This is a genomic window from Microbacterium sp. NPDC064978, assembly GCF_044543605.1.
Classification (GTDB): Bacteria; Actinomycetota; Actinomycetes; order Actinomycetales; family Microbacteriaceae; genus Microbacterium; species Microbacterium meiriae.
In genome coordinates this window covers 209,454-222,765 of the sequence record NZ_JBITWF010000003.1, presented here as the reverse complement: position 1 = coordinate 222,765, position 13,312 = coordinate 209,454, and the positions used below count along the sequence as shown (strand labels likewise).

Annotated in this window: 14 protein-coding genes; 4 read left to right on the top strand and 10 right to left on the bottom strand. The window is 70.7% G+C overall.

Annotated features, from left to right (window positions below; all coding sequences use genetic code 11):
• Window positions 1-90: 90 nt before the first annotated feature.
• Window positions 91-1,725: a malate synthase A gene (gene aceB, locus ACIGJI_RS11130; protein ID WP_187662219.1), complete on the top strand. Its 1,635-nt coding sequence runs from the start codon at window positions 91-93 to the stop codon at window positions 1,723-1,725.
• An 89-nt stretch (window positions 1,726-1,814) separates the two neighbouring features.
• A complete protein-coding gene (locus ACIGJI_RS11125; RefSeq protein ID WP_187662220.1) occupies window positions 1,815-2,246 on the top strand; it encodes a hypothetical protein in 432 nt (143 codons plus the stop codon).
• Window positions 2,247-2,262: 16 nt separating this feature from the next.
• Here ACIGJI_RS11125 and ACIGJI_RS11120 read toward each other — a convergent pair whose 3' ends face one another.
• Window positions 2,263-2,781 carry an Lrp/AsnC family transcriptional regulator gene (locus tag ACIGJI_RS11120; RefSeq protein ID WP_363446755.1) on the bottom strand — a complete coding sequence of 173 codons (519 nt, stop codon included), beginning with the start codon at window positions 2,779-2,781 and terminating at the stop codon, window positions 2,263-2,265.
• Window positions 2,782-2,887: 106 nt separating this feature from the next.
• On the opposite strand from ACIGJI_RS11120, the gene ald reads away from it, so the two are divergent.
• Window positions 2,888-3,982, top strand: coding sequence for an alanine dehydrogenase (gene ald, locus ACIGJI_RS11115; protein ID WP_363446753.1), 1,095 nt, complete (start codon window positions 2,888-2,890; stop codon window positions 3,980-3,982).
• A gap of 81 nt (window positions 3,983-4,063) precedes the next feature.
• The gene (locus ACIGJI_RS11110) at window positions 4,064-5,293 is read left to right on the top strand and encodes a pyridoxal phosphate-dependent aminotransferase (protein WP_259954421.1); all 1,230 of its coding nucleotides are present in this window, start codon (window positions 4,064-4,066) and stop codon (window positions 5,291-5,293) included.
• 83 nt (window positions 5,294-5,376) lie between these two features.
• Here the strand turns inward: ACIGJI_RS11110 and ACIGJI_RS11105 are convergent, their stop codons facing one another.
• The 9 genes from ACIGJI_RS11105 to ACIGJI_RS11065 all read right to left on the bottom strand — a co-directional run bounded on the left by ACIGJI_RS11105 (window position 5,377) and on the right by ACIGJI_RS11065 (window position 13,305).
• Window positions 5,377-5,778, bottom strand: coding sequence for a VOC family protein (locus ACIGJI_RS11105; RefSeq protein ID WP_363446749.1), 402 nt, complete (start codon window positions 5,776-5,778; stop codon window positions 5,377-5,379).
• Between the two features lie 95 nt (window positions 5,779-5,873).
• Entirely contained in the window at window positions 5,874-7,295 is a 1,422-nt protein-coding gene (locus ACIGJI_RS11100; protein WP_363446747.1) for a GntP family transporter, read from the bottom strand.
• A gap of 39 nt (window positions 7,296-7,334) precedes the next feature.
• The gene (locus tag ACIGJI_RS11095; RefSeq protein ID WP_268776667.1) at window positions 7,335-8,225 is read right to left on the bottom strand and encodes an NAD(P)-dependent oxidoreductase; all 891 of its coding nucleotides are present in this window, start codon (window positions 8,223-8,225) and stop codon (window positions 7,335-7,337) included.
• Window positions 8,222-9,649 carry a four-carbon acid sugar kinase family protein gene (locus tag ACIGJI_RS11090; protein ID WP_366244064.1) on the bottom strand — a complete coding sequence of 476 codons (1,428 nt, stop codon included), beginning with the start codon at window positions 9,647-9,649 and terminating at the stop codon, window positions 8,222-8,224. The genes ACIGJI_RS11095 and ACIGJI_RS11090 overlap by 4 nt, the downstream gene beginning before the upstream one ends.
• Window positions 9,650-9,785: 136 nt before the next feature.
• On the bottom strand, window positions 9,786-10,496 hold the full coding sequence (locus ACIGJI_RS11085) for a FadR/GntR family transcriptional regulator (RefSeq protein ID WP_363446742.1): 711 nt from the start codon (window positions 10,494-10,496) through the stop codon (window positions 9,786-9,788).
• On the bottom strand, window positions 10,493-11,623 hold the full coding sequence (locus tag ACIGJI_RS11080; RefSeq protein ID WP_366244066.1) for a UDP-N-acetylmuramate dehydrogenase: 1,131 nt from the start codon (window positions 11,621-11,623) through the stop codon (window positions 10,493-10,495). The genes ACIGJI_RS11085 and ACIGJI_RS11080 overlap by 4 nt, the downstream gene beginning before the upstream one ends.
• Window positions 11,620-12,024 (bottom strand): MaoC/PaaZ C-terminal domain-containing protein, encoded by a 405-nt coding sequence (locus tag ACIGJI_RS11075; protein ID WP_363446738.1) that lies wholly within the window; start codon window positions 12,022-12,024, stop codon window positions 11,620-11,622. The genes ACIGJI_RS11080 and ACIGJI_RS11075 overlap by 4 nt, the downstream gene beginning before the upstream one ends.
• On the bottom strand, window positions 12,021-12,476 hold the full coding sequence (locus tag ACIGJI_RS11070) for a MaoC family dehydratase N-terminal domain-containing protein (protein ID WP_187662230.1): 456 nt from the start codon (window positions 12,474-12,476) through the stop codon (window positions 12,021-12,023). Before ACIGJI_RS11070 ends, ACIGJI_RS11075 begins: the two co-directional genes overlap by 4 nt.
• 91 nt (window positions 12,477-12,567) lie before the next feature.
• Window positions 12,568-13,305, bottom strand: coding sequence for a GntR family transcriptional regulator (locus ACIGJI_RS11065; protein ID WP_025102374.1), 738 nt, complete (start codon window positions 13,303-13,305; stop codon window positions 12,568-12,570).
• Window positions 13,306-13,312 lie beyond the last annotated feature (7 nt).

Below are 13,312 nucleotides of genomic sequence, written 5' to 3'. Positions count from 1 at the left end.
GGTTCTCGTCGAGACCCCGCCCCGCACACGCCGGGAGCCCGGGGTCTCGACGACAACCCGGGGGCTCGGCATAAGGCAAAGGACACCATCATGACCACCGCACCGATGCAGACCACCCGACAGGGCCCCGCGATCGAGATCGCCGGGCCCATGCGCGACCGCTACGACGAGATCCTGACCCCGGAGGCGATCGCCTTCCTCACCGAACTCCACCACCGGTTCGCCTCCCGCCGCCACGACCGGCTGGCCGACCGGATGCGCCGTCGCTTTGAGATCGGCAACGGACACGACCCGCAGTTCCGAGAGGACACCGCGCACATCCGCCAGGACACCACCTGGCGGGTCGCCGGCGCCGGACCGGGACTCGAGGACCGCCGCGTCGAGATCACCGGGCCCACCGATCCGAAGATGACCGTCAACGCCCTGAACTCCGGGGCGCGGGTGTGGCTCGCCGATCAGGAGGACGCCACGAGCCCCACCTGGAAGAACGTCATCGAGGGGCAGCTGTCCCTCCGCGACGCGATCCGCGGCGAGCTCTCCTTCACCTCCCCCGAGGGCAAGGAGTACCGGGTCACCGCCGAGCGCACCCCCACGATCGTGATGCGCCCCCGTGGCTGGCATCTGCCGGAGAAGCACCTCACCTTCATCGACCGCGCCGGCCGGCCCACGTCGGCATCCGGCTCCCTGGTCGACTTCGGTCTCTACTTCCTGCACAACGCGCAGGCGCTGATCGAGGCCGGCCGCGGACCGTACTTCTACATCGCCAAGCTCGAGTCCAGCGAAGAGGCCAAGCTGTGGGACGACGTGTTCTCCTTCAGCGAGGAGTACATCGGCATCCCGCACGGCACCATCCGCGCGACCGTGCTGATCGAGACCCTGCCGGCCGCGTTCGAGATGGATGAGATCCTCTACGAGCTGCGCGATCACTGCGCGGGCCTCAACGCCGGACGCTGGGACTACATCTTCTCCATCATCAAGAACTACCGCGGCCGCGGCGCCCGCTTCGTGCTCCCCGACCGCAGCGAGGTCACGATGACGGTGCCCTTCATGCGGGCGTACACCGAGCTCCTCGTGCAGACCTGCCACAAGCGCGGAGCCTTCGCGATCGGCGGCATGAGCGCGTTCATCCCGAACCGCCGCGACCCCGAGGTGACGGCACGCGCGGTCGAGAAGGTGTCGGCTGACAAGAAGCGCGAGGCCGGCGACGGCTTCGACGGCACCTGGGTCGCCCACCCCGACCTGATCCCGACGGCTCAGGCCGAGTTCGACGCCGTGCTCGGCGACCGCCCGAACCAGGTCGACCGTCAGCGCGACGACGTGCACGTGGAGGCGCGCGACCTGCTCGACCTGCACATCGGTCGTCCGATCACCGCGCAGGGCGTGCGGGACAACGTGTCCGTCGCCATCCGCTACCTGGAGGCGTGGCTGCGCGGACTCGGCGCCGTGGCCATCGACAACCTCATGGAGGACGCCGCGACCGCGGAGATCAGCCGCTCGCAGGTGTGGCAGTGGATCCATCAGGACCGCACCACGCAGGACGGCACGGCCATCACGGTCGAGTACGTCGAGGGGCTGATCGCGGAGGTGCTCAGCGAGGTCGACAGGCGCGAGGGCGACCGCTTCGACGACGCCGCCGAGATCTTCCGCGAGGTCGCGCTCCGCGAGGAGTTCCCCACCTTCCTCACCCTGGGCGCCTACAGCCGGTTCCTGGTCGACGAGGACTGACGACGCGAGGATGCCGCAGGCCGTGGGGTCTGCGGCATCGCCGCGTCGTGCCCGGCCCGCCCCCTCCCTGCCGGGCGTAGCCTGGAGCCATGAGCGACGTATGGAGCAGCATCGCCGAGGAGTTCCTGCACCTCTATCCGCGCGGACGACGACTGCTCGCGGTCGCCGGCGCGGATGCCGAGCGCTCCCGCGCAGCCGCGGACGACCTCGCGACAGCCCTGACCACGGCGGGCCAGACCGTCGAGCGTGCGCACACCGCTGACGGGGACGAAGCCGCCCTCCGCGCCGACGTGGTGGGCCCCTTCCGCGCCACGGACAGCGGAGCTGTGCTCCTCGTGTCCGGCCCGGGCCCGATCGTGGCTCCGAGTACGCGCGGGATGTGGAACTACGTCCTCTGGCAGCTCGCGGGAGACGAGCCCCCGCACACCGCGGCGAACGCCCTGGTCGACGTGACCGATCCGGCCCATCCCACCCGGCGTTTCGCCGACTACTGCGCAGTCCCCTCCTCGTTCGAGACCTGAGTCGCCGCCCGCCGACTCAGTGGAACGACGCGGCGACCGAGTTGCGGTGGTAATCGAACACGATGCTCGTGCGGGTCGACGCCACGCTGCTCTGCGCGGACAGGTGCTCGAGCACGAACTCGCGCATCTCCGAGGAGTCGGCGACGGCGATGTGCAGGAGGAAGTCGTCGTCACCGCCGAGGAAGAACACCTGGATCACCTGCGGCAGCGCGCGCACCCGATCGGCGAACTCGACGATGCTCTCCCGTCGGGCGGCCGGACGCAGGCTGACGCCGATGATCGCCTGGAGTCCGGCGCCGAGCTCGCGTTCGTCGACGCTCGCATGGAAGCCGGTGATGACCCCGCGCTCGATCAGCCCGCGCAGCCGCGCGTGCGCGGTCGACGGCGCGACTCCCAGTCGCCCGGCGAGCTGCGCGTTCGTCATCCTCCCGTCGGCGGTGAGGAGCTGCACGATCCGCGCGTCGATGGGGTCGAGGGCGGGCGCCCGAACGCTGTTCGGCTCGGACGACGCGGAGGCGGTGGTCATACGAAGCATTATTCAGGATCCGACCCGTCGCCGAAGACTCTTCACTGATTCTGTCCATCTCGCGACGTTTCTGCGATCCTTGTCTGCACCCTGCGCCCCGACACCTGGAGGATCGATGAAGATCGGCGTCCCGACCGAAGTCAAGAACAACGAGAACCGCGTCGCCCTCACCCCGGCCGGCGCCGATCGGCTCGTGCGGGAGGGACACCGCGTGCTCGTGCAGTCGGGTGCCGGCATCGGATCGAGCATCGACGACGACGCGTACCGCGCGGCTGGTGCGGAGATCGTGGACACCGCCGCCGACGCCTGGGGAGAGGCCGACCTGCTCATCAAGGTCAAGGAACCCGTCGCCGAGGAATACGGCTTCCTCCGACCCGACCTCACGCTCTTCACCTACCTCCACCTCGCGGCGGACCGTCCGCTGACCGAGGCCCTCGTCGCGGCCGGCACGACCGCCGTCGCCTACGAGACCGTGCAGCTGCCCGACCGCACGCTGCCCCTGCTCGTGCCGATGAGCGAGATCGCCGGTCGCCTGTCCGTCATCATGGGCTCCCACTCGCTGCTGCGCTCGCAGGGCGGCCGCGGCATGCTGCTGGGCGGCATCGCCGGCACTCCCCGGGCCAAGACCGTGGTCATCGGCGGTGGCGTCGCCGGAGAGCACGCGGCCGCGAACGCGCTCGGACTCGGATCGAAGGTCACCGTCGTCGACGTGGCGCTCCCCCGGCTGCGCGAGCTCGAGCACCGCTACGGCGGCGCTCTGGAGACCCGGGCATCGAGCCGTTACGACATCGCCGAGGAGCTGACGTCGGCGGATCTCGTCATCGGCTCGGTCCTCATCCCCGGTGCCGCGGCCCCCAAGCTGGTGACCGACGACATGGTCGCCGCCATGAAGCCGGGGTCCGTGCTCGTCGACATCGCGATCGACCAGGGCGGGTGCTTCGAGGGCTCCCGTCCGACCACGCACGACGACCCGACCTTCGCGGTGCACGACTCGATCTACTACTGCGTCGCGAACATGCCGGGAGCCGTGCCGACGACCGCGACCCGGTCGCTGACGAACGCCACTCTCCCCTACGTCTCGGCCATCGCCGCCAAGGGCTGGGAGCGGGCGGCCTCCGACGACGCTGCCCTCGCGAAGGGGCTCAACGTGCAGGGCGGGCGCATCACGCTGGACGCCGTCGCGCAGGCCCACGGCCTCTCCACCGACTGACCTGTCGAACCCGAAAGAACCTCGGATCTTGGCGGCATCCCACACCTCATCCGCCGCATCGACCCGAGTACGCTCGTAACCGTGACCGAACGCGCTCCTCTCTCCCGCAAGCTGTCCGCCATCGCCGAGTCCGCGACCCTCAAGGTCGACGCCAAGGCCAAGGCCCTCAAGGCCGAGGGCAAGCCCGTCATCTCGTACGCCGCGGGCGAGCCCGACTTCGCCACCCCCCAGTTCATCGTGGACGCGGCGGCTGAGGCCCTGGCCGACCCGGCGAGCTATCGCTACACCCCTGCTCCCGGCCTCCCGGCGCTGCGCGAGGCGATCGCCGCAAAGACGCTCCGCGACTCCGGACTCGAGGTCTCCCCCGCACAGGTCATCGTGACCAACGGCGGCAAGCAGTCGGTGTACCAGGCGTTCCAGGCGGTCGTGAACCCGGGCGACGAGGTGTTGCTCCCGGCCCCGTACTGGACGACCTACCCGGAGGCGATCCGTCTCGCCGACGGCACCCCGGTCGAGGTCTTCGCGGGCGCCGACCAAGAGTACAAGGTCACCGTCGAGCAGCTCGAGGCCGCGCGCACCGACCGCACCACCGTCCTCGTCTTCGTGTCGCCGTCGAACCCCACCGGTTCCGTGTACACGGCCGAGGAGACGAAGGCCATCGGCGAGTGGGCCGTGGAGCACGGCATCTGGATCATCAGCGACGAGATCTACCAGAACCTCACCTACCCTTCGACGGGCTCAGGGACCGCGGTGACGGCGACCTCGATCGTGGATGCCGTGCCGGAGGCCGCGAACCAGACGATCCTCGTCAACGGCGTGGCCAAGACCTATGCCATGACCGGCTGGCGCGTGGGCTGGATGGTGGGCCCGGCCGACGCGATCAAGATTGCCGGCAACCTGCAGTCGCACCTCACGAGCAACGTCAACAACGTCGCACAGAAGGCGGCGATCGCGGCGCTCAACGGTCCGCAGGACGAGGCCGAGAAGATGCGCGAGGCCTTCGACCGCCGCCGTCAGCTCATCGTGTCGGAGCTGTCGAAGATCGACGGACTCGTGGTGCCGAACCCGCTCGGCGCGTTCTACGTCTACCCCGATGTGCAGGGCCTGCTCGGCCGTACGTGGGGCGGCGTGACCCCGACGACGTCCCTCGAGCTCGCCGACCTCATCCTCGACCAGGCCGAGGTCGCCGTCGTCCCCGGAGAGGCGTTCGGTCCGTCCGGCTACATCCGCATGTCGTACGCGCTCGGCGACGACCAGCTCCTCGAGGGCGTCCAGCGCCTCCAGCGCCTGTTCTCCTCCTCTTCCTCCTGACCCCGAGACCCCGCTTTACCGCCGAGACCCCTTCGTACCTGCGCAGGTAGGAGGGGGTCTCGGCGTGAACCCGGGGTCTCGGGTCAGTCTTCGGGGTGGAAGCCGATCAGCCAGCGGATGCCGTAGCGGTCGACGAGCGTACCGTCGACATCTCCCCACGGGCGCTGCTGCAGCGGATCGATGACGCGGCCGCCGCCGGAAAGCTCGTCATACCAGCGGGTCAGCGTTCCGGGATCGGCTGTGCCGAGGAGCGAGAGGAACATCCCGCTCATCTGGACGGCGTCGTCATCGGCTCCCGCGTCCGCTCCGGCGAGCTCGACCAGGCCGCCGAGCTGCCCGTGCGCGACCGCGTCGTCCGGGCCGTCGTGGCGGCCGGCGCTCGCGTAGTCCATCAACTGGAGCTCACCGCCGAACACATCGCGGTAATGGCCGAGGGCTTCGGCGGCGTTGCCGGGGAACAGCAGGTACGGGATCAGTCCGCTCATCCCGCGAGCGTAGTCCGCGGCGGCTCCGGTCACCACCTGCCCGAGAACGACGGACGGCCGCCACCCGGAGGTGACGGCCGTTCGTGCGAGCGCGGTCAGGAGACCGGGATCACCGCGTACAGCACCCAGGTCAGCACGAATCCGGAGACCCCGAGCACCGTCGTCAGAGGCGTCCACGTGCGCAGGCCGTCCTTGACCGAGAGACCGAGGTACCGCGTGACCACCCAGAAGCCGGAGTCGTTCACGTGGCTGAGGCCGAGGCCACCGTAGCCGATGGCGACCGCGAGCAGTGCGGTGTGCACGGTGTCGAGTCCCATCGCGGAGACCGAGGGCAGGAGGAGGCCCGCGGTCGTCGCGATCGCGACGGTGGCCGACCCCTGAGCCGCACGCATGATGAGCGAGATGAGGAAGGCCGCGAGCAGCAGGGGCATCCCGCTGGAGGCGAGGACCTCGGCGACCGCGCCGCCGATCCCGGTCTCGGTGAGGACGCGACCGAAGGCGCCACCGGCACCGGTGACGAGGATGATGACCGCAGCGGCCGGCAACGCCGACTCCATGACCTCGCCGAGGTGCGCAGCCGACCAGCCGCGGCGCACGCCGAGCAGGTACATCGCGGCGGCGATCGCGACCATGAGCGCGAAGATCGGCTGGCCGACCATGCTGAGGAATCCGTTCCAGAACGTGCCCGCCTCGAACAGCGGCGCCACGGCGGTGCCGAGCATGATGAGCACGAGCGGCAGGAGGATGAGGCCGAGGACCGTGCCGGCGCCCGGCGCCTTCTCGCCCTCGCCGAGTCCGCCGGTGAGCGTCGACTTCTCCGTGCCGAAGTTGTCGTACATCTCCTTGGTGGCGGCGAGCATCGCGAACTCACGGGTGTTGATCCACTTCGCCACGAGGTAGGACAGGACCGCGAGCGGCACGGAGATCGCGAGCGCGAAGATCGTCACCCAGCCGATGTCGGCGCCGAGGATCGCGGACCCGCCGACGATGCCCGGGTGCGGGGGCACCGCGACGTGCACGGCGAGCATGATGCCGGCGACCGGGAGACCGAACTTGATCGGGTTGAGACCGGCCACCTTCGAGAAGGCGAACACGATGGGGATGAGGATGATGAAGCCGGCGTCGAAGAACACCGGGATCGCCAGGATGCCAGCGGCGATGACGAGCGCGATGCCGACGCGCTTCGGGCCCAGCCAGCCGGTGAAGCGCCCCGCGAGCGACTCGGCACCGCCGGACAGCTCGATGATCTTGCCGAGCATCGACCCGAGGGCGACGAGCACCGCCACCGAGCCGAGCGTGCCGCCGACACCGGCGATGATCGCCTGGATGACACCGAGCTGCTCGGGGGTGTCGCCGTCGGCGGGGATCGTGGTCAGCGGCAGGCCTGCCGCGATGCCGACGATGATCGATACGAGGATGAGGGCGTAGAAAGCCTGCATCTTGAACCGGATGATGAGCAGGAGCAGCAGGCCGAGGCCCGCCAGGCCGATCAGGATGAGGATCGGAAGAGGAAGCATCTCTGGATCTCTTCTTTCAGTGAGGGCGCGACGTCGCGCTCAGGACAGTCGTTCGGGTGCGACGACGCGGATGACGGCGGAGTCGTCCAGGGCGCCGAGGCCCTGCGCTTCGCCGAGGAGGAACAGCTGCTCGGCCGCGGCGGCGACCGGCGTGGACAGGTGCGCACGGCGCGCGGCGTCGCCGACGATGCCGAGGTCCTTGACGAAGATGTCGAGGCGGCTGAGCACCTCCGCGCCGTCCTCGTCGTACGCCTGCAGGGCGCGCGGGCCGCGGTTGCCGAGCATGAAGGAGTTGGCGGCACCGGCGGTCAGCGCGTCGAGTGTGCGGGCGCGGTCCAGGCCGAGGGCGTCCGCGAGGGCGAGCGCCTCCGCGGCCGCGGCGATGTGCACGCCGCAGAGGAGCTGGTTGACGGTCTTCAGCGCCTGGCCGTCGCCGGGCTTGTCGCCGACGATGGACAGCGTGGAGGCGAGCTGGTCGAGCACCGGGCGCGCCGTCTCCAGAGCGCTCGGGGTGGCGCCGACGACGATGAGGAGGTCGCCCTCCCCCGCCCGGACCGGACCGCCGGAGAGCGGGGCGTCCACGAGCTGCGCACCGTGCGCGGCGAGCTGGGTGGCGATCGCGTCGATGCCGTCCGTCCCCACCGTGCTGGTGAGGATCACGACCGCACCCTCGGCGAGGTGCGGGGCGAGCCCGTCCTCACCGAAGAGCAGCGCCTCGAGCTGCGCACCGGTCCGGACGGCGACGAGCACCGCGTCCGCACCGTCCACGGCGTCGGCTGCGGACGATGCCGGCGTCACGCCCGCCTCCGCCGCGAGAGCGATGCGTTCGGCGGCGATGTCGAAGCCGCGCACGGCGAAGCGCTCGGCGAGGCGGGTGGCCATCGGCAGCCCCATGGCGCCGAGTCCGATGACAGCGACGGTGGATGTCATGAGTGTCCTTCCGGGTTGTTTCCATCGTCGCCTGCGAGAGTGGCGACGACGGTGACGAGGGAGTCCGCGTCGCCGACGTTGCCGGCGAACACGACGTACGGGATGCCGACCGCGGGGCCGGTCTCCGGCTGCCACAGCGACACGAGGCCGGGCAGCATGGGGCCGAGCACGGTGGCCCGGCGGATCTCGAGCGCTTCACTGGCGACGTCGCTCGACGTGATGCCGCCCTTCGCGATGACGAAGCGGGGCGGCGCGATGGCGAGCACTCGACGCACGAGGTCGACCACTCCGCTGGAGATGCGGCGGGCGATCGCGAGGCTCTCGTCACCGTCGGCGCCGGTGACGAGCTCGCGGGTGGTGTGCACGATCACGGTACCCGTGGCGAGGGCGTCGGCGACCGCGTGCGCCTGCGTCTCGAGGTGGGTCTCCCGCTCGGGGCCGATGAGGGCGCGCACGTCGAGCTCGATCGTGCGGGTGTTCGGTCGAGCTGCCGTGAGGGCCTCGAGCTGGGCGGTGGTGAGCGGCACGTGGCTGCCGACGACCACGAGGCCGCCGCGGTCATGCGCGAAGGGGATGTCCTCCGCGCGCACCGGATCGGCGATCTCCTGCCCGATGTGCGCACGCACGTAGGGCGGGCCCACCCGGAGGAGCACGTCGCGGTCCCGCAGGCGGTGCAGCGCCAGAGCGACGACGCGCATATCGGATTCCTCGACCACGTCGACCGCGACGACCGCGCCGTCGGTCAGGGTTGCGAGGAAGCCGGCCACGGCGTCCACGCCCGCGCGGATGGTGCGGATGTCGAGGCCCGCGACCGCGGACGCCGGGATGCGTCCGCCCGTCTTCTCGGCGACCCATTCGCGCAGGTCGGACGACGTGTAGCCGAAGGTCGCATCGGCCGCGAAGGGGGTCTCGCCGACCGGAGTCGCCTCGCCGTCGGTCACCCAGTAGTGCACGGAGTCGACCGTGATCCGGCCGGCGTCGGGGAAGGCGGGCACGAGCAGGGTCAGCGCGGGGGCACGACCGGAGCGGGAGCCGATCTCCGCGGAGAGGACGTCGGTCTCGAGCGGGAAGTGCCCGCGCAGCGTCGAGTCGCCGCGCGAGACGAACGTGACGCGCCGCCCCTGGGCCTCGGCGGCGGCGAGAGCCACGTCGACGATCTCGCGGTTGCGGGCGGCCGCGGCGTCTTCGTCGAGCGACCGGGTGTTCGTGAGCACGTATACCGCGGCGGCGCCGGTGGCGAGCGCCTCGTCCAGGTCGGCACGCTCCCACCGGGTGAGGACGGGGAGGTTCGCGACCGACTGCGTGCCGGTGGGGTCGTCGTCCAGGACGACCAGCACATCCGTGGGATCGACCTCTGCACGGACGTCGGCGGCGGTGACGGCGACAGGTGCAGGCAGGGGGGCCAGCAGGGCGTCGATGTGCACACGAACTCCTTCGTTCCGGGAGATGGTCCGTGGTGGGGGCCACGGACCAGGGGAATCTGCATCGTTATCCGATATCAGATAACGACGAGCGTACCTCACGATCATCGCGGCTCCAAACCGACGGGGAGCGCGCGGATCAGCGACCGTGGACGAAGTGCAGCAGGTCGTCGCGGGTCTGGCGCATGTGACTGCGCATGGCCTGACGAGCGGCCGCGTCGGAGCCGGTTCGCATCGCCTCCAGCACCGCCGCATGCTCGGCCAGCGCGTTCTCGCGGATCTCCGGGATGGCGCTCGTCTCACTGCGGGTCGCCTGGAGCATCGTCGTGAGGGGACGCATCGAGGCGACGAGGATGCGGTTCTCCGCCGCGCGGATGATCACGTCGTGGAAGGCGAGGTCCGCCGCGACGAACGCATCCACGTCGGCCCGCTCGTGGGCCGCCTGCATCTCCTCGAGGAGTGCGGCCATCTCGGCGAGGTGCTCCTCGGTGCGCCGACCCGCCGCGAACTCCGCTGCTCCGGTCTCGAACATCATGCGCATCTCGAGCATCTCCAGCGACGAGCGCTCACGAGCGCCCGCGCTCTGGGCGTGCCGGACGACCGCGTCGAGGCCCGTCCACTCGTCGGTCGGCGCGATGCGGTGCCGGGTGCCCGGAACGGCGACGATCACGCCCTGCGCCTGCAGGAGACGGACACCCTCGCGCATCGTGAGACGGGAGACCCCGAACTGCTCCGCCAGCTCCCCCTCGGGAGGCAGCGGCTGCCCGGCCTCGAGCCGGCCCGCGATGATGGCGTCGAGCAGTCCGTCCACGACCGCCTGCGTCCGCGACACCCGCTCGACCTTCGTCACAGGTCGACGCCCACCAGCACGGGCTCCGGCTGCAGCACGAGGCCGAACTCGGCGTGCACGCGGTTCTGGATGAAACGGGCGAGCTCGGCGACCTCGGCCGCCGTGGCACCACCCCGGTTGGTGAGCGCCAGGGCGTGCTTGGTCGAGACGGACGCCCGCGAGCGGGGCAGCTTGAACCCCTTGCGGATGCCCGCCTGCTCGATGAGCCAGGCGGCGCTCACCTTCACGTCGGGGGCCTCGGTCTTCGTCGGCGGCACGTGCCCGTCGTACGAGGCGAGGGGGATGACGGTGACCGCATCGAGGTCGGGGGCCACCGGCCACCGCGGGCACTCCGGCGGGAGGGACCGGGCCTGAGCGGCCGTGACGATCGCGTTCTGGAAGAAGGAGCCGACGCCATGCGTGTCCGGGTCGTCCGCATCGAGCAGCATGCCCTTCGATGCGCGGGTGGCGAGGATGCGCTCGCGCACCCAGGTCAGCGGCACCGGGGTGTCGTCGGTCAGGCCGAGGGCGCGACGCAGCTGCTCCCCGCGCACCACGCGCTCGCGGGCGACCAGCAGATCGACCGTGACGGACAGGATCACGGCACGACGCTGCGGCTCGCTGCCGTGGTGATGCTTGAGCACCGAGGTGCGGAATCCGAGCCCGAGCTCCGTCGCCGGCACGGTGGAGATCTCGTCGGAGCCCTCGTCGATCAGCTCGACCTCGACGAGGGTCTCCTGGATCTCCTGGCCGTAGGCGCCGATGTTCTGCACGGGTGACGCGCCGACCGTGCCGGGGATGCCGCTCATCGCCTCCAGCCCGGCGTACCCGCGCTCGACCGCGTACGACACCAGGTCGTCCCAGCCGTGTCCGGCCTGCACACGCAGACGGACGCGACCGGGATGCGGCGACGCAAGCTCCTCGATGCCCCGGGTCCGGATGCGGATGACGGTGCCCTCGAACGGCTCGTCGCCGACGAAGAGGTTCGAGCCCCCTCCGAGCACCAGCCAGGGGTCGCCCTCCGCCCAGGTCTCGCGGAGGACCGAGACGAGCTCCGCCGTCGTCGTCGCCTCGCGCATGTGCGCAGGCGCAGCGCCGGTGCGGAGCGTGGTGAGCTCGGCCAGGCGGATCGGCTCGACCTCGCTCATCGGGCGGCGACGCGCAGCTGCGCCTTGACGAGCACGGTGGTGTCGCCGGTCGTGACCTTGAGGTCGATGCGCGCGGACTCCTCGTCCACGGCGCCGACCGTCGCGACGACGTGCACATCGGCGCCGGTCTCGGGGTCGACCACCACCGGCTTCGTGAAGCGCACGCCGTAATCGAGGATCCGGGTCTGCGGGTCGAGCGCGGCCACGACCACCGACGAGGCGATGCCCATGGTCAGCATGCCGTGCGCGAGCACGCCGGGAAGGCCCACCGCGGCGGCGACGTCGTCGCGGTAGTGGATCGGGTTGAAGTCGCCGGAGGCTCCGGCGTAGCGGACGAGCGACTCCCTCGTCAGGTGCACGGTGCGCTCGGCGAGCACGTCTCCCACGGTGAACGCGCTCATGCGGTCTCCTCCTCGGCGCCGACGAGCAGGACGCTGGTGGCGGTCACCACGTGCGCGCCCGCTTCGTCGGTGATCTCGGCCTCGCTCGTGATCATGGCGTTCCCGCCCATCATGCGGATGCCGGTGACACGCAGCTGCGCCGTCAGCTCGTCTCCCGCGACGATCGGCCTGGTGTAGCGGAATCGCTGCTCCGCGTGGATCGTGCGCGCCAGCACGATGCCGGAGTCCGGCTCGGCCAGCAGCTGCTGGAGCGTGAGGTCCTGCAGGACCATCGCGAAGGTCGGCGGCGCGACGACGTCGGCGAAGCCGGCCGCACGGGCGGCCTCGACGTCGGTGTGCTGGGGGGCGTCGGCGAAGACGGCGCGCGCGAACTCGCGCACCTTCTCCCGCCCGACGAGGTAGGGGGCGGTCGGCGGGAACTCCCGGCCGACGAGTTCTTGGTTCACTGCCACCCGTCGATCCTACCGAGGCCCGCCGACGGCCCGCCGTGCGCGGGCCGTCCGAAACCCGGATGATATGCCACATCGCGGGGACCGGCGGGCCTCACCCCTGGGAGCGGACCACCATGTTCAACGTCATCCGACTCGGAACGACCTTCACCCGTGAGGTGTGAACGACCTCGCCGGCCCGGTCCAGCGCGCGCTTGCGGACGACGATGAGCGGATCGTGCTCCGGGCGGGCCAGCCACTCCGCGGTCTGGGCGGTGGTGAAGCCGACGTCGATCTCCCGGTACATCTCCGAGAACTCCACGCCGTACACGTCGCGAAGCACCTGATATGTGGAGGTGTCGTGGTCGATGTGCCGGTCGAAATCAGGGAAGCGCGTCAGTGAATACCGGCTGTCGTCGATGGAGAGGGGGATGCCGTCGAGAGCGAAGACGCGTACCAACCGGAAGACCGGGTCGCCGACCGGGACGCCGAGGCGCCGGGCGCGCTTCTCGTCGGCGGGGGTCGTCTCGGCGCGCATGATCCGTCGGGATTTGACCCCGTCCGCCACCACGGTGTCTGCGAAGCCACCCAGGGTCATGGCACCGATCACCTCGCGTCGCGGAGCGACGAAGGTCCCGCGGCCCTGCTGTCGGCGCACGATGCCGAGTCCTTCCAGATCGGCCACCGCCCGCCGCACGGTGATGCGGCTGACGCCGAAGCGCTCACACAACTCGGGTTCGGACGGAAGCCGTTCGCCTTCGGCATAGGTCCCGGCGTCGATCTCCCGCATCAGCAGGCTTCGCACCTGCTCGTGCAGCGGGGTCGAGCCGACGGCGGACGACAGCTGAGTCACGTCGGAG